23 protein-coding genes are annotated in these 21,524 nt (G+C 60.2%); 13 read left to right on the top strand and 10 right to left on the bottom strand.

Annotated elements, in window-relative coordinates:
- Window positions 1-59: 59 nt before the first annotated feature.
- Together AC1UK9_RS11955 and AC1UK9_RS11960 are read left to right on the top strand one after the other, a co-directional pair.
- A complete protein-coding gene (locus AC1UK9_RS11955; RefSeq protein ID WP_482580167.1) occupies window positions 60-683 on the top strand; it encodes a hypothetical protein in 624 nt (207 codons plus the stop codon).
- A 61-nt stretch (window positions 684-744) separates the two neighbouring features.
- Entirely contained in the window at window positions 745-1,659 is a 915-nt protein-coding gene (locus AC1UK9_RS11960) for a LysR family transcriptional regulator (protein ID WP_025111506.1), read from the top strand.
- Here AC1UK9_RS11960 and AC1UK9_RS11965 read toward each other — a convergent pair.
- The 5 genes from AC1UK9_RS11965 to AC1UK9_RS11985 all read right to left on the bottom strand — a co-directional run bounded on the left by AC1UK9_RS11965 (window position 1,649) and on the right by AC1UK9_RS11985 (window position 8,374).
- Window positions 1,649-2,416: a substrate-binding domain-containing protein gene (locus tag AC1UK9_RS11965; RefSeq protein WP_482580168.1), complete on the bottom strand. Its 768-nt coding sequence runs from the start codon at window positions 2,414-2,416 to the stop codon at window positions 1,649-1,651. The two genes, AC1UK9_RS11960 and AC1UK9_RS11965, sit on opposite strands and share 11 nt — an antisense overlap.
- A 12-nt stretch (window positions 2,417-2,428) precedes the next feature.
- Window positions 2,429-3,721, bottom strand: coding sequence for an MFS transporter (tcuC, locus tag AC1UK9_RS11970; RefSeq protein WP_025111508.1), 1,293 nt, complete (start codon window positions 3,719-3,721; stop codon window positions 2,429-2,431).
- A gap of 991 nt (window positions 3,722-4,712) precedes the next feature.
- Complete coding sequence (locus AC1UK9_RS11975; RefSeq protein WP_482580170.1) at window positions 4,713-6,683, bottom strand: M48 family metallopeptidase; 1,971 nt, start codon at window positions 6,681-6,683, stop codon at window positions 4,713-4,715.
- Window positions 6,684-6,741: 58 nt separating this feature from the next.
- On the bottom strand, window positions 6,742-7,752 hold the full coding sequence (locus AC1UK9_RS11980) for a M48 family metallopeptidase (RefSeq protein ID WP_482580171.1): 1,011 nt from the start codon (window positions 7,750-7,752) through the stop codon (window positions 6,742-6,744).
- A 25-nt stretch (window positions 7,753-7,777) separates the two neighbouring features.
- Entirely contained in the window at window positions 7,778-8,374 is a 597-nt protein-coding gene (locus tag AC1UK9_RS11985) for a LemA family protein (RefSeq protein WP_049828019.1), read from the bottom strand.
- 212 nt (window positions 8,375-8,586) lie between these two features.
- On the opposite strand from AC1UK9_RS11985, the gene AC1UK9_RS11990 reads away from it, so the two are divergent.
- Window positions 8,587-8,895 carry an RcnB family protein gene (locus AC1UK9_RS11990; protein ID WP_025111512.1) on the top strand — a complete coding sequence of 103 codons (309 nt, stop codon included), beginning with the start codon at window positions 8,587-8,589 and terminating at the stop codon, window positions 8,893-8,895.
- A gap of 9 nt (window positions 8,896-8,904) precedes the next feature.
- Here AC1UK9_RS11990 and AC1UK9_RS11995 read toward each other — a convergent pair whose 3' ends face one another.
- Window positions 8,905-9,984, bottom strand: coding sequence for a sensor domain-containing diguanylate cyclase (locus AC1UK9_RS11995; protein WP_025111513.1), 1,080 nt, complete (start codon window positions 9,982-9,984; stop codon window positions 8,905-8,907).
- Window positions 9,985-10,147: 163 nt separating this feature from the next.
- On the opposite strand from AC1UK9_RS11995, the gene AC1UK9_RS12000 reads away from it, so the two are divergent.
- Window positions 10,148-10,486 carry an FKBP-type peptidyl-prolyl cis-trans isomerase gene (locus tag AC1UK9_RS12000; RefSeq protein WP_025111514.1) on the top strand — a complete coding sequence of 113 codons (339 nt, stop codon included), beginning with the start codon at window positions 10,148-10,150 and terminating at the stop codon, window positions 10,484-10,486.
- Between the two features lie 3 nt (window positions 10,487-10,489).
- On the opposite strand, the gene AC1UK9_RS12005 is transcribed toward AC1UK9_RS12000, so the two are convergent.
- Window positions 10,490-11,332 carry an ABC transporter permease gene (locus AC1UK9_RS12005; RefSeq protein ID WP_482580172.1) on the bottom strand — a complete coding sequence of 281 codons (843 nt, stop codon included), beginning with the start codon at window positions 11,330-11,332 and terminating at the stop codon, window positions 10,490-10,492.
- Between the two features lie 60 nt (window positions 11,333-11,392).
- Window positions 11,393-12,379 (bottom strand): aliphatic sulfonate ABC transporter substrate-binding protein, encoded by a 987-nt coding sequence (locus AC1UK9_RS12010; RefSeq protein ID WP_482580173.1) that lies wholly within the window; start codon window positions 12,377-12,379, stop codon window positions 11,393-11,395.
- Between the two features lie 292 nt (window positions 12,380-12,671).
- Between AC1UK9_RS12010 and AC1UK9_RS12015 the strand changes: the two genes are divergently transcribed.
- The 3 genes from AC1UK9_RS12015 (at window position 12,672) to AC1UK9_RS12025 (ending at window position 15,002) form a co-directional block, all read left to right on the top strand.
- A complete protein-coding gene (locus AC1UK9_RS12015) occupies window positions 12,672-13,619 on the top strand; it encodes an ABC transporter substrate-binding protein (RefSeq protein WP_473015355.1) in 948 nt (315 codons plus the stop codon).
- Between the two features lie 131 nt (window positions 13,620-13,750).
- A complete protein-coding gene (locus AC1UK9_RS12020) occupies window positions 13,751-14,650 on the top strand; it encodes a polysaccharide deacetylase family protein (protein ID WP_482580174.1) in 900 nt (299 codons plus the stop codon).
- Between the two features lie 109 nt (window positions 14,651-14,759).
- Window positions 14,760-15,002 carry a DUF1652 domain-containing protein gene (locus AC1UK9_RS12025; RefSeq protein WP_003225919.1) on the top strand — a complete coding sequence of 81 codons (243 nt, stop codon included), beginning with the start codon at window positions 14,760-14,762 and terminating at the stop codon, window positions 15,000-15,002.
- A 4-nt stretch (window positions 15,003-15,006) separates the two neighbouring features.
- On the opposite strand, the gene AC1UK9_RS12030 is transcribed toward AC1UK9_RS12025, so the two are convergent.
- Window positions 15,007-15,369, bottom strand: a complete 363-nt coding sequence (locus AC1UK9_RS12030; protein WP_482580176.1) for an NUDIX hydrolase — start codon at window positions 15,367-15,369, stop codon at window positions 15,007-15,009.
- A gap of 212 nt (window positions 15,370-15,581) precedes the next feature.
- Between AC1UK9_RS12030 and AC1UK9_RS12035 the strand changes: the two genes are divergently transcribed.
- Window positions 15,582-15,779, top strand: coding sequence for a hypothetical protein (locus AC1UK9_RS12035; protein WP_025111520.1), 198 nt, complete (start codon window positions 15,582-15,584; stop codon window positions 15,777-15,779).
- Window positions 15,780-15,839: 60 nt separating this feature from the next.
- Here the strand turns inward: AC1UK9_RS12035 and AC1UK9_RS12040 are convergent, their stop codons facing one another.
- Window positions 15,840-16,079, bottom strand: coding sequence for a hypothetical protein (locus tag AC1UK9_RS12040; protein WP_025111521.1), 240 nt, complete (start codon window positions 16,077-16,079; stop codon window positions 15,840-15,842).
- A 187-nt stretch (window positions 16,080-16,266) separates the two neighbouring features.
- Here AC1UK9_RS12040 and AC1UK9_RS12045 point away from each other — a divergent pair, with 187 nt between their 5' ends.
- The 5 genes from AC1UK9_RS12045 to AC1UK9_RS12065 all read left to right on the top strand — a co-directional run bounded on the left by AC1UK9_RS12045 (window position 16,267) and on the right by AC1UK9_RS12065 (window position 21,446).
- Window positions 16,267-16,602, top strand: a complete 336-nt coding sequence (locus tag AC1UK9_RS12045) for a hypothetical protein (protein ID WP_473015357.1) — start codon at window positions 16,267-16,269, stop codon at window positions 16,600-16,602.
- Window positions 16,603-16,934: 332 nt separating this feature from the next.
- On the top strand, window positions 16,935-17,447 hold the full coding sequence (gene fae / locus AC1UK9_RS12050) for a formaldehyde-activating enzyme (protein WP_025111525.1): 513 nt from the start codon (window positions 16,935-16,937) through the stop codon (window positions 17,445-17,447).
- 10 nt (window positions 17,448-17,457) lie between these two features.
- The gene (locus AC1UK9_RS12055) at window positions 17,458-18,492 is read left to right on the top strand and encodes an aldo/keto reductase (RefSeq protein ID WP_482580177.1); all 1,035 of its coding nucleotides are present in this window, start codon (window positions 17,458-17,460) and stop codon (window positions 18,490-18,492) included.
- The gene (locus AC1UK9_RS12060; protein WP_482580179.1) at window positions 18,489-19,922 is read left to right on the top strand and encodes an NAD-dependent succinate-semialdehyde dehydrogenase; all 1,434 of its coding nucleotides are present in this window, start codon (window positions 18,489-18,491) and stop codon (window positions 19,920-19,922) included. The genes AC1UK9_RS12055 and AC1UK9_RS12060 overlap by 4 nt, the downstream gene beginning before the upstream one ends.
- Before the next feature lie 159 nt (window positions 19,923-20,081).
- On the top strand, window positions 20,082-21,446 hold the full coding sequence (locus AC1UK9_RS12065) for an MFS transporter (protein ID WP_473015362.1): 1,365 nt from the start codon (window positions 20,082-20,084) through the stop codon (window positions 21,444-21,446).
- The last annotated feature ends 78 nt before the right edge of the window (window positions 21,447-21,524 follow it).

Below are 21,524 nucleotides of genomic sequence, written 5' to 3' on the forward strand. Positions count from 1 at the left end.
CGACCTCAAAGGTGCCGCGCTCTGGTTCACATCGTCTGATCACACGGGACCGCTGTTTCATGAACCGTACATTCTGCAACGCACTGGGCATCATCGGGCGCAGGGATAATCTGCTGTGGGAATATCCGTCGCCTTTTCTGCGGTTGTTCCAGTTTCACGAGCGCCACGAATCGGGTGCAATCCGTGCGCAGCCAGACGCGATCATCGCTGCGGTTTGCGCGCTGGACATGCGCGAAGACCGCGTGGTCGATGCGCTGCTGTCCCTGCGTGAATTACCCGGGAAAATACTGCGCAAGTTCGGCGACCCCACACTGCAACAGCAAACCGCGCCCTTTGGTTTTGATGCCTTCACGCTCCTTGAGCGCACCGCCTCTGAAGTGACCTTCGGTTTGGCGGGACGCTTCTGGCGCCCGGATCTGAAGACCGGCCGCATCCCTGACGCTCAAGCTTTCAAGGCATTGGACGACCCGAACGTCGCCAAACTGGTACTGCGCTTTCAGGTCATCGAGCATGCTCAGGGCATTCGCACGCTGCGCACCGAAACCTTCGTCTATTGCGCCAATACCCGCACGAAAATGCTGTTTACCCCTTACTGGCTGCTGATCCGCCTGGCCAGCGGCTGGATCCGGCGGCGCAACCTGGCTTCGATTCAGCGGCAATTCTCGACGCAACGCGCTGTGTAAAAGCACGCATCAATTGGTTACATTGATAGCCTCTGCGAATCAGTCCTTTGCGAGTCCCGCCATGGCCATCAACTTCGATCTCAACGACCTGCAAGCCTTTCGCGCCGTGGTCGAGCAAGGCAGTTTCCGCAAGGCCGCCGACACCGTGCGCCTGTCGCAACCGGCCCTGAGCCGGCGCATCGAAAAGCTCGAAGACGCCCTCGGCGTGAAGCTGTTCGAGCGCACCACGCGCAAGGTCAGCCTGACCCAGGCCGGACGCGGTTTCATGCCCAGCGTCGAACGTTTGCTCGATGACCTGGACGTGGCGCTGCTGGGCATCAGCGAAGTGGCCTCGACGCGACTGGGGCATGTCACGGTCGCCTGCGTGCCGTCGGCGGCGTACTACTTCATGCCGCGTGTGGTCGCCCGTTATCACCAGCAGTTTCCGCGAATCAAAGTCAAAGTCCTCGATTCCAGCGCCCACGATGTGCTCAGCGCGGTGGTTAACGGCGAGGCGGATTTCGGCTTGAGTTTCATGGGCACCCAGGAGGCCAAAGTCGAATTCGAACCGCTGGTGCAGGAAAGCTACGTGGTTGCCTGTCGCCGCGATCACCCGTTGGCCGGGCGCAGCAGCGTGACCTGGGATGAGTTCTATCAGCAGGACTACATCTCGCTGGACAAGACCTCCGGCAATCGTTTCCTCCTCGATCAGGCCTTGAGCGGCGTGGTACCGCAGCGCCCGAGCATTTGCGAGACGCGGCACGTGACGACCATGATCGGTCTGGTGGAAGCAGGGTTGGGCGTGGCGGCTGTGCCGCTGATGGCGATGCCCGGCCCGGATCATCCGATCCTGACGCGGGTGCCGCTGACCGATCCGCAAGTGATGCGCAGTGTCGGCATCATCAAGCGCCGGGATCGCACGTTGACCCCGGCGGCATTGGAACTGGAGCGGCTGGTGGTGGAAATGAAGGTCCAGCCGCCCACGATCAGCGCTTGACCGAATCCAGCCCGGTGGCCTGCACATCCGCCTGGGCGGCGGGTGCGGCGAGGTAGGCAAGCAGGGCTCTGGCCTCTTTTGGATGCTGCGCGCCGACCGGAATGCCGGCGGCGAAGCGTGTGACCGACTGCACCGACTCCGGAATCTTGCCGACAAAACTCACCCCCGGCACTGGCAGCAATTCGCTGACCTGCTGGAAGCCCAGTTGATAGTCGCCAGTGGCAACCACCGAGCCGACCGGGATTTTCGGGATCATCTTCGCCTTCGGTTTCAGTTGATCCTCAACGCCGAGCTTCTTGAACAACTGCTGCTCGATGTACACGCCGCTGGCGCTGTCGGAGTAGGCCACCGACTGTGCGTCGAGCAGGGTTTTCTTCAGGCTTTCGACGCTGCTGATGTCGGGTTTCGCCGCGCCTTCACGCACCACCAGGCCGATGCGCGAGTCCGCCAGTTCGACTCGCGAGGCCGGGTCGACCTTGCCTTGTCTGATCAGGTCGTCGAGGGCATAGCCGACCATGATCACCACGTCGGCGTGTTCGCCACGAGCGAGCCGATTGGGGATTGCCTCCGGGGCTTTGCCCATCGAGGGGCCGAGTTGGGTGTCGAGGGTGTTGCCGGTGGCGGCAGCAAATTTCGGCCCGAGGATTTTGTACGCGGCGGTGAAGCCGCCCGACGTCATCACGTTCAGCTGTTCAGCGTGTGCCAGGGCGCTGAATGCGAAGAGGGCGACGGCGCTGAGGTTGATCAGTTTTTTCAAAGTGATTGCTCCTTATGCGGCAACCGGTTGCAACCGGCCGCCTGCGCGGCGATAGAGGTACAACGTGGCGCACAACGCACACAGTGCGCCGACGCTCATCCAGTAACCGGGCGCGGCCTTGTCACCGGTGTACTGGATCAGGAAGGTCGACATCGCCGGGGTGAAGCCGCCGAAAATTGCGGTCGCCAGGCTGTAAGCGAGAGAGAAACCGGCCACCCGCACTTCCACCGGCATGATCTCGGTGAGCGCCGGAATCATTGCGCCGTTGTACATGCCGTAAATGAACGACAGCCACAGCAGCGACAGCAACATGTGGCTGAAGCTCGGCGCCTGCACCAGGTATGACAGCGCCGGATACGTGGTGGCCAGGGCCAGCAGCGACATGGTGATCAGCACCGGACGCCGGCCGATACGGTCGGACAACATGCCGCCAATCGGCAGCCAGAAGAAGTTCGACACACCCACCAGCAAGGTCACCAGCAGCGCATCGGAGGTGCTCAGGTGCAGCACGGTTTTGCCGAAGGTCGGCGCGTAGACGGTGATCAGGTAAAACGCGGTAGTGGTCAGTGCGACCATCAGCATGCCGCCAAGCACCACCACCCAGTTCTGGCCGAGGGTGCGGAAAACTTCGCCCATGCTCGGGCGGTGTTTGCGTGCGGCGAACTCCTCGGTTTCCGCCAGGTTACGGCGCAGCAGAAAGATGAACGGCACGATCATGCAACCGACGAAAAACGGAATCCGCCAGCCCCAATCAGCAATCACATTGGGGGCCATCCACGCATTCAGCGCATAGCCCAGCGCAGCGGCGACAATGATCGCCACTTGCTGACTGGCCGACTGCCAGGCTGTGAAAAAGCCCTTGCGGCCCGGGGTGGCGATCTCCGAGAGGTACACCGAAACCCCGCCCAGTTCCGCACCGGCGGAGAAGCCTTGCAACAGCCGCCCGATCAACACCAGCGCCGGAGCGAACAGACCGATGGTTTCGTACCCGGGCACCAGCACGATCAGGATCGTGCCGCTGGCCATGATCGACAGGGTGACGATCAGCCCTTTGCGCCGACCGACATCATCGATGTAGGCGCCAAGCACGATAGCCCCCAGCGGGCGCATCAGAAAGCCTGCGCCGAACACGGCAAACGTCATCATCAGGGAAGCGAACTCACTGCTCGCCGGGAAGAACACCGCCGCGATCTGCGTGGCGTAGAAACCGAACAGAAAGAAGTCGAACTGTTCGAGGAAATTGCCCGAGGTCACCCGGAAAATGGCGCCGGCCCGCGAGCCGCCGTGAGGGATTGAGGCTGTCATAGAAAAGAACTCCACCGCTTTTATGACGTGCGCGACGTGGAAGCGGCGCACGGTTGTTATTGCGGCGGATAGTGGCGCAGGTGTAACCGGATGTTAATTGCATTATTGGTATGGATTGATGCGCAAAGTGGATCAATCCTCTGAATTACTACTGTACCTATGGGAGCGGGCTTGCTCGCGAAAGCGGTGTATCAGGCGAAGAAAATATTGGATGTGCCGGCCTCTTCGCGAGCAAGCCCGCTCCCACAAGTTAGTGGGTTGTCCGCAAATCCCGTTAACGCCATTGGGCCCTGTGGGAGCGGGCTTGCTCGCGAAAGCGGTGTATCAGGCGAAGAAAATATTGGATGTGCCGGCCCCTCTTCGCGAGCAAGCCCGTTCCCACAAGTTAGTGGTTTGACTGCAAATCTTGTTAACGCCACTGGGCCCTGTGGGAGCGGGCTTGCTCGCGAAAGCGGTGTATCAGGCGAAGAAAATATTGGATGTGCCGGCCTCTTCGCGAGCAGGCTCGCTCCCACAAGTTAGTGGGTTGTCCGCAAATCTTGTTAACGCCGCTGGGCCCTGTGGGAGCGGGCTTGCTCGCGAAAGCGGTGTATCAGGCGAAGAAAATATTGGATGTGCCGGCCTCTTCGCGAGCAGGCTCGCTTCCACAGGTTTGTGGGTTGTCTGCAAATCTTGTTAACGCCGCTGGGCCCTGTGGGAGCGGGCTTGCTCGCGAAAGCGGTGTATCAGGCGAAGAAAATATTGGATGTGCCGGCCTCTTCGCGAGCAGGCTCGCTCCCACAGGTTTGTGGGTTGTCTGCAAATCTTGTTAACGCCGCTGGGCCCTGTGGGAGCGGGCTTGCTCGCGAAAGCGGTGTATCAGGCGAAGAAAATATTGGATGTGCCGGCCTCTTCGCGAGCAGGCTCGCTCCCACAGGTTTGTGGGTTGTCTGCAAATCTCGTTAACGCCACTGGGCCCTGTGGGAGCGGGCTTGCTCGCGAAAGCGGTGTGTCAGGCAATGCCAATGCTGGATTGTCTGGCTTCTTCGCCTGCAATTTCTTTCTTGCTGGTTTGCGTTTCGGGTGGTGTGACCAGGAAGGGTGGTAGCGGGCAATCGAGCAGATCCGCCACCGCACGAAACAACTCGGCCTCCGCCACAGTGATCACCCCGTCATGCATCACACACCGGGTCATGGCATTGAGCAGGGCGGGACGCTCCTCGGGCATCAGGTGACGCAGGCGTTTGATTGCGGCTTCGAGCCCTTGCAGATCCTCAAGCTCGACAGGCAATTCCAACGGTCGCTCGAACGGCAATTCCTCCCAGGCAAAGTGCAGCGCCTGTAACGCCACTTGCTGATTCTGCTGACCGGCGCGCGCCAGCGCATTCAACAGCACCAGCAGTTGTTCGGCGCACTGGAACAGGCCGAATTTGAACTGTACCGCTGGCGCGCCCTCGACATTGCGTTCGACGATGCGCAGCAGCGTCCACTCCAGCAACTCGGTTTCGTTATCGGCGTCGATCAGCAGATTCAGGTTGCGCTTGACCTTGGCAAACGATTTTTTGTCCAGCTGTTGCAGGCTTGGAATCGCCAGATCAAGCAATGGCAGACGCAGGCCGGGATTGAGCTGCGCTAGTGGTTCACGCAACAGACCCACGGCATCAAACACACTCTCGTCGATTTCCCGCCGCAGTGCATCAAGTTGAGCCCCTTGCAGGGAACCGGAACGTGACAGCAGCAGCCCATAAACAATGGCCTGTGCGCCCTCAATGTTGCGGGCTGCGGATTTGAGCGTTTGCTCAATGTCTTCCAGCACACGGCGAGCTTCCATCAGGTGTTCTTTTTGCGGGGCACCCATGGCCGCAACAGAAGCCTGAACTGCATTCATATCGTAAAGCACCGACTTGGCCGCAGCGGGAACACCGCCGAACGCCTCCGGTAGGGGCGGTCTGGCGGTGGACTGCGTCTCGGTTTGCGCTGCTGCGATTTTGATGAAGCTGCCGTCCCATTGCGCATCGACTCGGCGAATTCGCTCCTGCAGATCAGGATGGGAAGCCGTCGAGTCGGTGTTCGAGTAACCCGGTCCGAAGTACAAGTGGCTGTATTCCTCCGCGCGCGCGGAACTGATGGTTGCGCCCAATTCATAACCGCCAATTTTCTTCAACGCACCGGCGATGCTTTGCGGGTCGCGGGTGTATTGCACAGCAGTTGCATCGGCGAGGAATTCACGCTGTCGACTGATTGCAGATTTGATCAGATTGCCAAAAATCGTCCCCGCGATACCCACAAACAACAGTACAAAACCAATCAACATCGGTATCGCGACGAACTTACTGCGCTGCAGCGGGGTTTTGCCGACCTGTTCCGTGCCTTCCAGGATATAGCTGCCGGTCAACCCGAGAACCATAATCCCGTGGACGATGGCAATCAGTCGGGTGTTGAGGCGCATGTCACCGTTATAGATATGACTGAACTCATGGGCGATCACCCCTTGGAGCTCGTCACGGGTCAGCACACTGATTGCGCCTTGGGTGACGCCGATGACGGCGTCCTGTGGCGTGAGTCCCGCCGCGAAGGCGTTGATGCCCAGATCGGGCAGCAAGTACACCGTGGGCACGGCGGTTCCGGAGGCGATGGCCATTTCTTCCACCACGTTCATCAATCGCTGCTCTTCCAGCGTCTGTGCGCTGTGGTTGATCACGCGCCCGTCGAGGCGTCGCGCAACCACTTTGCCGCCTTCTGACAAATCAGCAAGCTTGGTCAGACTGCCCAGCAGCACGATGCTGACGACCACCGCCGATACGGTCATGACCAACTGCCGATCGAGCTTCAAATCCATCAGGACGTTACCGCTGCCATCCTCGACCGGGATGGTCATCAGCACACACGACATTGCGATCAGACTGAGTACTGCCATGAACATCAAGAAAATGAGATACACGGTGCGGCGCTTGGCCTGGCGCTGTTGCTGGAAGAAATTCATCGTAATGTCCTGAAATTGTCGAGTGCGCCTGAGGCATCGTGCTCAGGTGTGCAGGCGGTTACTGCGCGGGCGGTAACGTAAACTGGCCGTCCCATTGCGGATCGATCCGCCGGATGCGCTCACTCAGGTCAGGATGGGTGGCGAACAGACTCTTGAAGAATGTCGTCGAGCCGGCGCTGAAATACAGGTGGCTGAACTCTTTGGCCCGTGGCGAACTCAGGGTCGAGCCCTGGCTGCCGATTTTTTTCAGCGCGCCGGCAATGCCTTGTGGGTTGCGGGTGAATTGCACGGCGCTGGCATCAGCGAGGTATTCGCGCTGTCGGCTCACGGCAGCCTTGATCACGTTGGCAAAGAAGCTGCCGATGAAACCGGCCACGCACAACACCATGCCCATGAACGCCAGCAGCAGCAAAAGATATCCGTCATCGTTCTTTTTGCTTTTCTTCGACCTGGTCAGACCAAACAGCAAATAGGCGCCGGCCAGACCCACCACCAGAATCCCGTGGACAGTCGCCACCAAGCGGGTATTGAGGAGCATGTCACCGTTGTAGATATGGCTGAACTCGTGAGCGATCACCCCTTGCAGTTCCTCGCGCGTCAGCAGCGATATCGCGCCCTGGGTGACGCCGATCACCGCATCCTTGGGGGTGAAACCCGCTGCGAACGCATTGATGGTTTCGTCGGGCAGCAGATACACCGCCGGTATGGCGACGCCGGAGGCCAGCGCCATTTCCTCGACCACATTCATCAGTCGACGCTCATCCGTTGTGCGCACGTCGTCGTTGACCGGACGCCCGCCAAGCTTTTCCGCGATCACTTTGCCGCCGCCCAACAGTTGAAAATACTTGAACAGACTGCCGAGCAACACGATGCCCGAAACGATCAGGGCGACCACGGCTGTGGTGTGCAGGGCTTTGGTCCTGGCCTCGCTGTCATGCTGGTTATCAAGGACGCCGATGACAAATGGCAGACTGGCAAGGGTGATCAGGCAGAGCACTGCGATGATCATCAGCGCGACGAGCAAAGCGGTCTGGTGACGCGCCTGGCGTTGTTGTTGGAAAAAATTCATGAGGCCGTCCGTGGGCAGAGAGGGGTCAGAAAGAAACTTTGGGGGCGACTTTGATTGCCAGCGTGTCGGCGAATTTCAACGGCGCCGCGTCGCTGCCGTGACCGAATCCGGGGGCCAGCAGCAAGGCCGGAAAGCCCTGCTTGAGCGTGTTGTAGGCCATTACCGCATCGTTGTAGGCCTGGCGCGCAAAACTGACCCTGTTTTCAGTGCTGCTCAACTCTTCGCTGAGTTGTTGCATGTTTTGCGAAGACTTGAGGTCGGGATAAGCCTCCAGCGTCACATTCAGCCGACTCAAAGCGCTGCTGAGGGTGCTGTCCGCCAGGCCCAACTGTTCGATGTTTTTTGCGCTGCCCGGCTGCGCCTGTGCAGCCTCGAGCCCGACCACTGCGGCATTGCGCGCTGCAATCACCGCTTCGAGGGTTTCACGCTCGTGGGCAAGGTAGCCTTTGGCAACCGCTACCAGATTGGGGATCAGGTCGTAGCGGCGCTTGAGCTGGACTTCAACCTGGGCAAAGGCGTTTTTGATTTCATTGCGCCGGGCAACCAGCGCATTGAACAGGTACACGCAATAGAGCGCGCAGAGTCCGAGCAAAACCAGATTGACGACAAGATAGGTGTTCACGGTGATGTCCTTGTTCACTCGGCGGGATTTTGCGCGGCATGTTAGCGCAAAAGCACGCGGTTGAGCCCGGATCCTGTGGGCGCGGGCTGGCTCGCGAAAACGGCCTGTCTGCCAACTACACTCTCCCGGCCAGCCCAGGCAAAAAAACAAGGAATGATTCTGTGACTCCGCAGTCGGAGTTCAGGTATCACACATCTGAAGGAGGTTCACCGATGAACAGCAAAACCCTAATCGCCAGCCTGGCCCTCGTCGCCGGCATTGCCGGGATCAGTCCACTTGTTCAAGCGGCGCAAACCTCAAGCGAACCTGCTGTCCAGTCCCCGACCAGCGACCGTGAATTGAAGGTCAACGACCGGGCTCCAGACATTTATCAGCGCAGCGACAAAGCCTTGAAAAACTGGAAACAGAAAGGCTTGAAAGCACCGATCGAACAGGCGCAGTGGGTGCAAATCAACGACAAGTACGTGATGGTCATGATCACCAACGGCACCATCGTCCAGATGCAACCAGTCGAGCGTTAAGCACCGGGCTCAAAGGCCCTGCACATGCACTCGTGCAGGGCTTTCGCCGCCCAACCGATACTGATTGTTCCCACTGCGCTTGGCTTCATACATCGCCAGATCGGCAATGTGCAGCAGCCGATCCATGGTTGGCGCATGGTCGGGAAACACCGCCACCCCAAGGCTGGTACCGATGTGGCGCTGGTCGTTGCCGATGCCGATCGGTGGCGACAGTTCGATGAAAATCTTCTGGCAGATGCGGCGGGCTTCGTCTTGCAGGTTGAGGCTCGGCGCCAGGCCTTGCAGGATCACCACGAACTCGTCGCCGCCGATGCGCGCGACGGTATCGGTGGCGCGCAGGATGCGTTTGAGGCGGGTGGCGGTGGTGATCAAGACGCGGTCGCCAGCGGCGTGGCCGTAGTGGTCGTTGATGTTTTTGAAACCGTTCAGGTCGACGAACACCAGTGCCACGCGAGTGTTGGTTTGTCGCGCCTGGTCCAGTGCTTCGGCCAGGCGCTCTTCCAGCACCAGTCGATTGGGCAGTCCGGTCAACGGGTCGTAGTGGGCGAGGTGCTTGAGGTAACTGGCCGAGGCTTTTTCTTCGGTGATGTCGCGCACCACGCCCATCATTTTGATGACCGCATCGTGGTCGTTGCGCACCACGTTACCGGTCTCCCGCAGCCAGCGAATCGTGCCATCGGGCCAGACCACGCGGTACTCCTCGTCGTGGTTTTCGCCGGTTTCCAGGCAACGCAACTCGCCGTCGCGCACGCGCAGGCGATCGTCCGGGTGCACGCAGGAACAGAACAGCGCATAGGACGGAGTGATCTCGCCGATCTTGAACCCGAACATGCCGTAGATCGCGTCAGACCAGTACAGTCGATCGGTGTCGACTTCCCAATCCCAGGTGCCGATCCGCGCAAAATACTGGCTGCGCTTGAAGCGCTCGGCGTCGTGATCCTGATGGATGTTTCTGCCTTCGGCGGCGCGGGCCAGCAGTTCTCGGTATTCGGCTAACTGCCGGCGCAAGTCGCGTTCGCGCAAAACCAGCACGGCAATCACAGCAAGCATGACGACGCCAATGGCAAGGCCGATCCAGAGCTGAATCATTGGGGCGCTGCCAGCATGAGGAGTCGATCCGAGAAGTAATGGCGGTTTGCTATGTTAATGCTTGGTCACTCACTTCGGATACAGCGTTGATCTGCGCTTGCGGGTTGCCAATCACCGACAATTCTGGGAAAACGGCCGCCAGCTGAACAATAGAGTGAATGTTATGAATGATGAACTGCAGGTAATCGATCTTCAGGTGGGAGAGGGCAAGGCCGCCGTCAAAGGCGCGCTGATCACCACTCATTACACCGGTTGGCTGGAAGACGGCAGCGAGTTCGATTCTTCCCACAGCCGTGGCAAACCTTTCCAGTGCGTGATTGGCACTGGAAGGGTGATCAAGGGCTGGGATCAGGGACTCATGGGCATGCAGGTGGGCGGCAAGCGCAAGCTGCTGGTGCCCGCGCACCTGGGTTATGGCGAGCGGACGATGGGCAAGATCCCGCCGAATTCGAATCTGCTGTTCGAGATCGAGTTGCTCGAGGTTTTGACGCGGGACGATTGAGGATCACGCCTTCGCCTCTTGACCTGAGAACGTGTCGCGCCAGGCCAGCCAGCGGCGCTCCAGCCCCGCAAGCAACCCGTCGCTGAGTTTGCCGAGCAGGGCGAGCACGATGATGGCCGCCAGCACGATGTCCGGTCGCGAGGTTTCACGCCCATCGCTGAGCAGATAGCCCAGACCCTTGGTCGCGGCGATCAGTTCGGCGGCCACCAGAAACATCCACGCCAGGCTCATGCCGCTGCGCAGCCCGGTGAACAGGCCGGGCAGGGCGGCCGGCAACAGAATTCGCCGAACCAGTTGCAGGCGGCTGAAGCCATAAATGTGACCGACTTCCACCAGTTTTCGATCAATGTTGCGAATCGCCGCGACCACGTTGACGTAGACCGGAAAGAACGCGCCGATGGCGATCAGCACGACTTTGGAGGTTTCATCGATGCCCAGCCACAGCAGCAACAGCGGCACCCAGGCCAGGCTCGGGATGGAGCGCAGGGCGGCGAACGTCGGCTCCAGATACGCTTCGGCCTCACGGCTCAGACCGACCCAGGCGGCAAACACCAGCGCCAGGCTGGCGCCGATCGCAAACCCGAGCAACACGCGAGTCAGGCTGGCACCAATGTGCTTCCACAAAGCGCCTTCGGCGAGGTCGGTGAGGGTCAGGGCGATCTCGCTCGGGGCGGGCATTTGGTAGGACGGCAGCCAGCCGATGCGCACGATGAACTCCAGTGCGACTACGGCCAGCAGCGGCAGGGCCAGGCCTTTCAAGCGCCGTCGCCAGGTTGGATTGAGCGGGGAAGGACGCGTCTTCGACAGGCGCCGAGGTGCGGGCAGTTCATTACTGCGTGTGGTCATACGTGGGCTCCGTTCACCGCGAAACCGCGTCAGGCGCAGGTTCGCGGTGAGTCTGATCGATTACTGGCGGGCGACGGCTTGCTGCACACCGCTGTCGAGCAACTGATCGATGACTTGATCGACATTCACCCCACGCCGTACCAGCTCCTCGGAAACCAGAATCGGCGCCGCTGCCTTGGAGGCCTGCACATCCTTGGCGGTCAGTTGCGGACTGCTCAGGTCGGTGCGCGACAGTTGCAGCTTGGCCACGTCCAGCGGCAGGCCGGACTCCTTGGCGAGCAGGGCGGCGAACTCACCCGGGTTTTTCAATGCCCATTCCCGCGCCTGTTCGTAGGCTTTGATCACGCTGGCGATGGTTTGCGGATGCTCCTTGGCGTACTGCTCGGTGACGCTGACCACGCCATAACTGTTGAACGCCGGGTTGCGATACAGCAGGCGCGAACCGGCCTGGACCTGGCTGGCCGCCATGTGCGGGTCAAGGCCTGCCCAGGCGTCGACATCACCCTTTTCCAGCGCGGTGCGGCCGTCCGGATGCTGCAGGTGTACCAACTCCACGTCGTCTTTTTTCAGCCCGGCCTGTTGCAGGCTGCGCAGGGTGAACAGGTAAGGATCGGTGCCCTTGGTGGCGGCGATTTTCTTGCCTTTGAGGTCGGCAACGCTCTGGTACGGCGAGTCTTTTCGCACCACCAACGCGGTCCATTCGGCGCGGCTGTAGACGTAGACCGATTTGATCGGGCTGCCGTTGGCGCGGCTCAGTACGGCAGCGAGGCTGGCGCTGGAGGCGAAATCGACGCCGCCGCTGTTCAGGTATTCCAGCGAACGATTACTGCCCTGGCTGAGCACCCAACTGACTTTGGTCTGAGGCAGGGCTTTTTCGAGGAAGCCAAAATGCTTGAGCACCAGGCTCACGGGGGAGTAATAGGCGTAATCCAGATGAACCTCGGCGGGCGCGGCTTCGGCGGCGTGGGCCAGCGGTTGCAGGCCCAGCGCCATGGCGCTGGCGACCAGGAGCGTTTTGAGACGGGAAAACGGTAAGAACGATGTCATGAGGGGCGCTCCGGCAAAAGCACTGTTTTTATGTCCGAAAATATATTTTTAACGGCTGCGTCCTGCATCAATGGAATATTGCAGGCTCTGTGCCATGTGTGTCTGAGCCCGTGTTTACGGGAGGATTGCCAGGTTTGCTGGTGTTCAGCTGTTGCTGGAGCAACAGTGTGACGAGGGGCTGTTGCGTAACGGACAGCGAGCATTCAGGGTACTGAGCTTATGCATTAATCGAATTTAAAAATGACTGATCAAGAGCGTTATGGTCTATGCAAAATCCATTGCAGGACCCGCCATGAAGCTCTCCCGTTTCCTCCGCACCACCCTGATTGCCGGACTGTTCGCCACTCCGTTGGCCTACGCCGCTGAGCCATTGGTCCTGCACGTCGGTGATCAGAATTACTACAACATCCGCGCCTCGATAGAAGCGTCCGGGGTGTTGAAAGACGCGCCTTACAGCGTTGACTGGAAGCATTTCCAGGCGGCTGCGCCATTGGCCGAGGCGTTGCAGACCGGTTCGCTGGATCTGGGCTTTCTCGGCGATTCCGGTTTTCTGTTTCTCGCCGCCAAACAGGCGCCGGTGAAGCTCATCGGTGTATCGCGGCAGAACCCGGACACCATCGCGTTGCTGGTGCCGAGAGATTCGCCGGTGAAAACCATCGCCGATCTGAAAGGCAAGAAAGTCGCTTATTGGCCCGGGGCCTGGAGCCAGCAATTGACCTTGCGTGCGCTGGAGCAGGGCGGTCTGCCGGAAAATTACGTCGAGTTCGTCAAGCTGATGCCGATCGATGCGGCGGCTGCGTTGCCGCAAGGCAGTATCGACGCCTTCCCGGTGTGGGAGCCGTACATATCCCAGCAAATCGTGTTTTCCGGTGCGCGACCGATTCTCACCGCGAAGAACCTGATGCCGGGCCTCAGCGCCATTGCGGCGTCGGCGCCATCAATCGACAGTAAACGCGCAGCGATCACCGATTTTCTCGGACGTTTGAAGCAGGCACGAGCCTGGGTCGACAGCCATACCGACGAATACGCAGATCTCTGGGCGAAGAAAGCCAACCTCGATCAGCAGGTGTCACGCCACTGGTTGCGTCAGGCGCACATGACGGTCGGGCCAGTGGATCAACAGGCCGCAGCAGACCTGCAAAGCACCGCGGACTTCCTGTTCAAGGTCAAGGCATTGCCGGCGCCGCTGGCCACCGCCGGGATCATCGACACCTCGTTCCAGCAGGCACTGGCTGACTGAACGAGCGCCGGAACCAAAGCCTGTGTACCCTATTCAAACCTGGCTCGAACAGCCGGGCGCAGGGATGGATCAGGGCGAGGGAGTTTTGCCAGTCGACAACAGGGCCGCAACGGTCAGGCGCAAGGCAAAACATGAAATACGCTTTCAACTTTCTCTGTGCTGCGGCCATCGCGCTCGGGCTGGCCGGCTGCATAGCGGCGCCCATCGAGATGACCGCGCAAACCGCCACCCGCCTCAAATCCCAGGCGCCGGTGCGGTTTCTGCTGACGTTCGATGACGGCCCGAGCGCTTCGAGCTTCTGGAACCCGTCGGCGACGGTGCTCGACAGCCTCAAGGTCAACCCGGTGCAACCGGACATCAAAGCGGTGTTCTTCGTCCAGACCCGCGCGCCCCGTGCCGGCAACAGTGAGATCGGCCGCGGCATCATGCGCCGCGAGCACGCCGAAGGGCACATCCTGGGGTTTCACACGGCCACTCATTGGCACACCAACCATCGCTCGCTCGACCCGCAGGAACTGGAGCAGTCGTTGACCAACGGCAGTGCAGATATCGCCGCGATCACCGGGGCGGCGCCAATCCTGCTGCGGCCGCCATTCTGGAATTACGACAAACGCACGTTCGCGGCCTATCAACAGCACGGCCTGCACGTGTTATTGACCGATTTGAGCGCCAACGACGGCAAGATCTGGGGCTTCAACGCCAGCCCCAGGCGTCGGGCGAACATGTTGCGGCAGCTGTCGGAAGTCCGCGAGCGGATTGCCCTCGGGGAATTTCCGACCGTGGACGGGGTGATTCCGGTGGTGGTGACCTTTCATGACCTCAACCGCTATACCGCACGCCATACCCGCGAGTACCTGCAAATCCTCCTCGACAGTGCCGCAGCCACTGGCGTGAGGTTGGCGGACAAGCCGTTTTACGATGATCATGCGGCGTTGCAGAAAGCGGCGCTGGCGCGTACGGTTCAGCAAAGTTCGGAGCCGGTGCAACTGCCGGGGATGTGGAACTGGATCTGGGATCATGATGCGCACTGAGGCTGCGCCAGAAATGTGATCGGGTTGGCAATTGCCGGGGCGGCAGGTCGGCGAAGCCTCATCTATGCTAAACGGGTCGACCGACTCATCGCCTGCGAGGCGTGCGCCCATGCTAGCCATTGCCGACATTTGCCGGATAGTCGAATCCGGCTTTCCGTCGCTTGAATGCGAATGCACCCAAGTGGAGCAGGGACTGTTGCGGATCAAGGTTTATGAGCCTGACTCCGGACGGGTCGAGTTGTTGCTCAATGGTGTGTCGCCGGAACACCTGGTGACGATCCGCGATATTTCCAACTTCATCGGCGAATTGCGCACGGAAATGAGCGCCGGACGCCGAGCGTTCGCCGGTTGAAACCTCACAAGCGTCGCTGAAATGCCTGCACGATGCGCAGCGTCGCTTCGCTGGTGGGCAGATTCTGCACGGCGTCCAGCGGATGCCAGATGCATTCGGTGATCTCGTTTTGCGGGCGCAACTGTTCGAGGTCCAGCACTGACGCCTCGTAGACATGATGCTGGGTGCTGCCGCTGCGCAACTCCATCAGATAAAGCATCTGTTCCGCCTCCAGTGCGGTTTCTTCCTGCAGCTCGCGCGTTGCTGCGGTGGCTTTGCTTTCCCCGGGCTCCACCTTGCCACCCGGCAAGGTCCAGCGACATCTGGGTTTGCGCACCAGGAGGATGTGTCGATCCTGCTCGCAAATGACGGTTGCACGTTCTTTCATCTGTTACCTGTTTACTGCGTGTCACATAAATGAAATAAATCTGCAATATTCGAGCCGGGCCGCAAACCACAGGTTCCGTGGGATCTTGGATTGCCCGGTCGAGCAAAAAGTGCCGGAACGCTGGCGCGACACTCGGTCGGCACACCGGCAGCCGCTGGGTGTAAGGTAAAAAAGTATGGCTGAATCAATCGCCGGCAGAAAAGGAGGTACCCATGAGCATTCCTGTACTGAACAAGATGCACATGAACGGCTACGACGTACTCAGCGTGAACAACGGCCCATGGCGGGTTTGTACCCAGGGCGACCGCCTTGCGTCGTTTGGTAGCAGAGAAGAGGCGCTGGCTTACGCCGCCGCGTTGCCGGGTTACAAACAACGCTCGGCGCGGGCGCGAAGTCACACCACAAGTTGACGCAAATGTAACGAAAGAGCCCCGGTGATTGCCGGGGCTTCTGTTGAGGGGCGGGCGTTGTCAGTGGACTTTGCTTCGGCTGATGGTGCGCGTCTTTACTTCCCTGGCATACAACTGCAGCCGCTCTTCATCGCTTTGCAGCACCTCGCAAGACCTGAGCACTGCCTGGGCATCCGCTTCATTGCCGCTCTTGCGCAGTTGTTCGGCAATGCGCTTGAGGTCGACCGCCGACCACCTCAGGTCCGATGCAACGGCTTGCAGGTCGCGCTGAAGTTCGTGTTCGTATTCATTGAGCCGCATGATCACCTCCGGAACATTCTCGGTAGAAAAGAGTAGCCGTATTTTTTCATCGAGGGTGCACAGCTCGTCTGTCACCGGGCGCAATGGATGTAAATATTTGTCCAATTTCCCCTGTGGGCGTGGTGCCACGATGGATGTGCACCCAGTTACACGTTACATTCGCTTTTTTTCAGATCAGGGAAACACCATGCGGATATGGATCGGGAGTTTGGCGTTGGCATTGCTTGCAGGTTGCTCGTTGCCGGCGTCACTGGTACCGGGTGAGCCGAATCTCAGCAAGACCAGCACCAAGGCGCCTAAAGACTATGCCGCGTGCCTGTTGCCGTTGTGGCAGAAGGACATTCCGAAGACCACGCAGACGGCGATCTCCAACGGTTATCGGATCACTGCGCCCAGCATCGTTACCGCTGACGAGATTCTCGACATCATCAAGTACAAGGACGGCAGCCGGGTTTCGCTGTACCAAGGGCCGCCATGGGCCAAGTCCGGGTCGTTGCGCAAATCGGTGCGTGACTGCCTGTAAAACCCAGCCTCAGCTGCAAAAGCCCGCCGCCAAAAAAAAGCAGAAACCGGATCACCGGTTTCTGTTTTTTTTTGGCTTTTTGCTCAGGCCGCGATGTTGCGCCCGAAGGCTATGACCAAAACTCATGGCCCCATGATTTTTAATGGTTACGGCCCGCGCAAACCCCGGTGTTAAAAAATCGCAAGCACAGCTCATCAATAACAACCAGAGAGCGTTTGCAGCCATGTCCCGTTTCCCTCGCCACATCTCCCTACGCCCGTTATTGAGCGCACCGGCCATTCGGCCCGCGTGAGCTATCGACCATCCCTCGCAGCGCAAAAGAGTAATGACTGATGAAAGAACTCGACCTGTACATCGGTGAAGGTTTCGAAGGCCCGGGCGTGAACGCCGCACACATCAATATCCTGATCGGCCCGCGCAATGGCCCGGCCGGACAGGCGTTCGCCAACAGCCTGGCGTCGCCGAGTCAGGGCCATTGCCCATTCATGGTGATCGCCCAGCCGAACATTCCGGTCAAGCCGATGACCCTGTATGTGAACAAGGCCGCGATCAGCAGCGACCTGCACGGCAATGCCACCTGGGGCGCGTCGCAGGCCGGGATCGCCAAAGCCGTGCTCGAAGCGCTGCTCGACGGCACCTTGCCGCCGGAAGCCGAGGACGAGTGGGCGATTGTCACCGCCAACTGGGTCAACCCGGCCTGCGACGACCTCGATGCGGTCTACCTGAACAACTACAACGCCTGTCGCACCGCGATCCGCGCCGCCCTGACCGGCAAGCCGCAAACCGCACAGCTGGCCGATGTGGTCAATCACATCAGCAACCCTTTCTACACGCCAAAAGCCTGAGGTCCGCGCCATGCAATACATTCGTTTGGGCCACTCTGGCCTGCAGGTTTCTCGTCTGTGCCTGGGCACCATGAACATGGGCACGCCGGACTGGAAACCGTGGATCTTCAATGAAAAACAGAGCGAGCCGATCGTCGCCCACGCGCTGGACAAGGGTGTGAACTTCATCGACCTGGCGGACTTCTATTCCGCCGGTGTCGGCGAGGAAGTGGTGGGGCGCATCGTCAAGCGCCTGGCTCGCCGCGAGGACCTGGTGATCACCACCAAGGTCGGTTACGGCACCCGCAGCGGGATCAACGCCAGCGGCCATTCGCGCAAGCACATCATGGACAGCATCGACGCCTCGCTGAAACGCCTGAACATGGATTACGTCGACGTGTTCATGCTGCATTACTTCGATGTGAACACCCCGGTCGAAGAAACCATGTCGGCGCTGAACGACATCGTGCGCTCCGGCAAGGCCCGTTACATCGGCGTGTCGACCATGCTCACCGGGCAGTTGGCGAAGATCCTCATGGCCTGCGAACGCAATGGCTGGGTCAAACCGATCAATATGCAATTGCAGCTGAACTGCGCTTATCGCGAAGAAGAGCGCGAGATGATTCCGTTCTGTCGCGATCAGGGCATCGGCGTCTCGGTGTTCAGCCCGCTGGCCCGTGGCCTGCTGACTGGCGACGTGCAGTCGACCCGCAACCAGACCGACTTCTTCACCCAGCAGATGTACAGCGACGAAGCCTCGTTCGAAATCGCCCACTCAGTGCAGCGCGTGGCCCGCGCCCGTGGCGTGTCGAATGCGCAGATTGCCCAGGCGTGGGTGGCCAACCATCCGGGGGTCGATTGCATGCTGGTCGGCGCCGATACCACCGCGCAGTTCGACAGTGCGCTGGCGGCGCTGGAAACCAGGCTGGATGCTGATGAGCTGCACGAGCTGGAGCGCAATTACACCCCGTGCGATGTGATCAACGACTACACCGCCGGCAAGCGCATCCTGCGCACGGCACGCCCGGGGCTTGAGCGGTTCAGCTTGCAGGGGGCGGTGGCATGAGCGAGTTGATCCGTCACGGTAATTTCATCGATGGCCAGTGGGGGCAGGGCGGTGCGACCTACGCGGTGCGCAACCCGGCCAACGGCGAACTGATTGCCGACGTGCAAAAGGCTGGCGCCGAGCAAACCAATCTGGCCATCGATGCCGCCAACCGCGCCCTGCCGGCGTGGCGCAAACTCACCGCCAAGGAGCGTAGCCAGCGCCTGAAACGCTGGAGCGATCTGATGCTCGCCCACCAGAAGGACCTGGCGACATTGCTCAGTCGCGAACAGGGCAAACCGTTGGCCGAAGCCATGGGCGAGGTGGTCTACGCCGCGAGTTTTCTCGAGTGGTTCGGCGAGGAAGCCAAGCGCGCCTACGGCGACGTGATCCCGAGCCACAAGGCCGATGCGCGGATCATCGTGGTCAAGGAAGCCATCGGCGTGGTCGCGGCGATCACCCCGTGGAACTTCCCGTTGGCGATGGTCACCCGCAAGGTCGGCCCGGCGCTGGCGGCGGGCTGCACAATGATTCTCAAACCGTCGGAGGAGACCCCACTGTCGGCATTTGCCCTGGCAGTGTTGGCCGAGCAGGCAGGGATTCCAGCGGGTGTGTTCAACATCGTCTCCGGTGATGCGGTGGCGATTGGCGGTGCGCTGCAAGCCTCGAGCATCGTGCGCAAACTGTCGTTCACCGGCTCCACGCGCACCGGCAAACTGCTCATGCGTCAGGCTGCCGACACCCTGAAGAAAGTCTCGCTGGAACTGGGTGGCAACGCGCCGTTCATTGTCTTCGACGATGCCGATCTGGACGCCGCGGTCAAAGGCGCGATGGCCTCGAAATTCCGCAATACCGGGCAGACTTGTGTGTGCGTGAATCGCTTCTTTGTTCAGGACAGCGTCTACGAGGCCTTCACCGGCAAGCTTGCCGAAGCAGTCGCCGCGATGCGCGTCGGCAGCGCGCTCGAGGGTGAGACCGAGCAAGGTCCGCTGATCAACACTGCCGCGCTGGCCAAGGTCGAAAGCCATGTCAGCGATGCGCTGGCGAAGGGCGCCACGTTGCTGTGTGGCGGTCGTCGCCACGCTCTCGGCGGCACCTTCTATGAGCCGACCATCCTCACCGAGGTCAACGGCGACATGCTGATCGCCCAGGACGAAACCTTTGGGCCGGTAGCCGCGTGCTTCCGCTTCAAGGATGAGGCCGAAGTGCTGGCGCGGGCCAACGACACGCCATTCGGTTTGTCGGCGTATTTCTACAGCCGCGACATCGGCCGGGTCTGGCGCATGGCCGAAGGCCTTGAAGCCGGGATGGTCGGGATCAACGAAGGGATCATTTCCACGGAAGTGGCGCCGTTCGGTGGCATCAAGGAATCGGGCCTGGGGCGCGAAGGTTCGAAGTACGGTCTGGATGACTATCTGGAGATCAAATACCTGTTGATGGGCGGTCTCTGAACCCCACCACCACCCCTTGTAGGAGTGAGCCTGCTCGCGATGACGGTGCATCAGGCAATACGGCTTTGACTGACACACTGCTATCGCGAGCAGGCTCACTCCTACAGAAGAAGCAAGAGCAATCCGTTTCTCCGTCAATAACAACAATTGGAGACGAACATGTCCGCTCAACCCGTAAAAATCGACGACCTGCCCATCGGTCGGTTTCATATCAAGATCGCCGGGCTGACCTTCGGCGCGCACTTCACCGACGGCTACATCCTCGGCCTGATCGGCATTGCGTTTACCTTGCTCAGCCCGCAGATGCACCTGGATGCGTTCTGGCAGGGATTGATCGGCGCGTCGGCGTTGATCGGGCTGTTTCTCGGCAGTCTGTTTTTCGGCTGGATCTCGGACAAGGTCGGCCGGCAGAAGATTTTCCTCGTCAGCTTCGTGCTGATCACGATCGCCTCGGTGATGCAGTTCTACGTCGAAAGCGCGATGAGCCTGTTTCTCTGCCGGGTATTGATCGGCATTGGCCTGGGCGGTGATTTCAGTGTCGGACACGCGATGCTCGCCGAGTTCTCGCCGAAGAAACATCGCGGCGTACTGCTCGGTTCGTTCAGCGTGATCTGGACCTTCGGTTACGTTGCCGCGACCTTCGTCGGCACCGCCATGCTCAGCCTCGGCGACGATGCCTGGCGCTGGATGCTCGCGTCGTCGGCGATCCCAGCGGCATTGATTCTGATCGCGCGCATCGGCACGCCGGAATCACCGCGCTGGCTGGTCAACCAGGGGCGCATCGCCGAGGCGCGGGCGATCGTCAAAAAGCATCTGGGCGACAATGTCGAACTGGACGAAACCCGCACCACGCAAACCCGCTCCGGTTACGCGGTACTGTTCAGCCGCGAGTACCGCAAACGCACGGCGTTCAACTGCCTGTTTTTCGTCTGCATCGTGATGCCGTACTTCGCGATCTATACGTTCCTGCCTTCGATCCTGCAGAAGATGGGCCTGGCCGAAGGTTTCGGCACTGAACTGATGCTCAACCTGTTGCTGATCCTCGGCGCCTTGATCGGTATCTGGTGCACGATCAGGTTCAGCCGTCGCGGCTTCCTGATCAACTCGTTCATCATCCTCGCGGTGGCGCTGTTCCTGCTGGCGGTGCTGCCGGGTAGCGCAGCGTGGCTGATGGTGCTGGTGTTCGGTGTGTTCACCCTGGTGCTGTCGGCGGTGAGCAACCTGGTCGGGGTGTTCCCGGCGGAGAGTTTCCCGACCGAAGTGCGTGCCAGCGGCATTGGCCTGGCCACGGCAGTCAGCCGTTTGGGCTCGGCGGTCAGCACCTTTCTGCTGCCGGTGAGTGTGGCGGGGATCGGCCTGAGCCCGACCATGGGCATTCTCGCGGCGATCCTGGCGATTGGCGCATGGCTGTCATGGGCGTGGGCGCCGGAGACCAAGTCACTGACACTGAGCCAGGCGTGCAAGGCGCAAAGTCCGGTGGAGGGAAGCGTCATCACCGTGACCAAAATCGCCACCCCGATCTAACGGCCTGCCACCCAAAAACTGTGGGAGCGGGCTTGCTCGCGAAAGCGGTGTGTCAGTCGACATTGATTTCAACTGATC

This window comes from Pseudomonas sp. AK-TSAG1-1, assembly GCF_056821665.1.

Coding starts and splice junctions, on each gene's coding strand:
- AC1UK9_RS11960 (WP_025111506.1), top strand. CDS start 745: ATGGCCATCAACTTCGATCTCAACGACCTGCAAGCCTTTCGCGCCGTG.
- AC1UK9_RS11995 (WP_025111513.1), bottom strand. CDS start 9,984: ATGATTCAGCTCTGGATCGGCCTTGCCATTGGCGTCGTCATGCTTGCT.
- AC1UK9_RS12065 (WP_473015362.1), top strand. CDS start 20,082: ATGTCCGCTCAACCCGTAAAAATCGACGACCTGCCCATCGGTCGGTTT.
- AC1UK9_RS12055 (WP_482580177.1), top strand. CDS start 17,458: ATGCAATACATTCGTTTGGGCCACTCTGGCCTGCAGGTTTCTCGTCTG.
- fae (WP_025111525.1), top strand. CDS start 16,935: ATGAAAGAACTCGACCTGTACATCGGTGAAGGTTTCGAAGGCCCGGGC.
- tcuC (WP_025111508.1), bottom strand. CDS start 3,721: ATGACAGCCTCAATCCCTCACGGCGGCTCGCGGGCCGGCGCCATTTTC.
- AC1UK9_RS12010 (WP_482580173.1), bottom strand. CDS start 12,379: ATGACATCGTTCTTACCGTTTTCCCGTCTCAAAACGCTCCTGGTCGCC.
- AC1UK9_RS12000 (WP_025111514.1), top strand. CDS start 10,148: ATGAATGATGAACTGCAGGTAATCGATCTTCAGGTGGGAGAGGGCAAG.
- AC1UK9_RS12060 (WP_482580179.1), top strand. CDS start 18,489: ATGAGCGAGTTGATCCGTCACGGTAATTTCATCGATGGCCAGTGGGGG.
- AC1UK9_RS11990 (WP_025111512.1), top strand. CDS start 8,587: ATGAACAGCAAAACCCTAATCGCCAGCCTGGCCCTCGTCGCCGGCATT.
- AC1UK9_RS11955 (WP_482580167.1), top strand. CDS start 60: ATGAACCGTACATTCTGCAACGCACTGGGCATCATCGGGCGCAGGGAT.
- AC1UK9_RS11980 (WP_482580171.1), bottom strand. CDS start 7,752: ATGAATTTTTTCCAACAACAACGCCAGGCGCGTCACCAGACCGCTTTG.
- AC1UK9_RS12035 (WP_025111520.1), top strand. CDS start 15,582: ATGAGCATTCCTGTACTGAACAAGATGCACATGAACGGCTACGACGTA.
- AC1UK9_RS12045 (WP_473015357.1), top strand. CDS start 16,267: ATGCGGATATGGATCGGGAGTTTGGCGTTGGCATTGCTTGCAGGTTGC.
- AC1UK9_RS12020 (WP_482580174.1), top strand. CDS start 13,751: ATGAAATACGCTTTCAACTTTCTCTGTGCTGCGGCCATCGCGCTCGGG.
- AC1UK9_RS12015 (WP_473015355.1), top strand. CDS start 12,672: ATGAAGCTCTCCCGTTTCCTCCGCACCACCCTGATTGCCGGACTGTTC.
- AC1UK9_RS12005 (WP_482580172.1), bottom strand. CDS start 11,332: ATGACCACACGCAGTAATGAACTGCCCGCACCTCGGCGCCTGTCGAAG.
- AC1UK9_RS12040 (WP_025111521.1), bottom strand. CDS start 16,079: ATGCGGCTCAATGAATACGAACACGAACTTCAGCGCGACCTGCAAGCC.
- AC1UK9_RS12025 (WP_003225919.1), top strand. CDS start 14,760: ATGCTAGCCATTGCCGACATTTGCCGGATAGTCGAATCCGGCTTTCCG.
- AC1UK9_RS12030 (WP_482580176.1), bottom strand. CDS start 15,369: ATGAAAGAACGTGCAACCGTCATTTGCGAGCAGGATCGACACATCCTC.
- AC1UK9_RS11975 (WP_482580170.1), bottom strand. CDS start 6,683: ATGAATTTCTTCCAGCAACAGCGCCAGGCCAAGCGCCGCACCGTGTAT.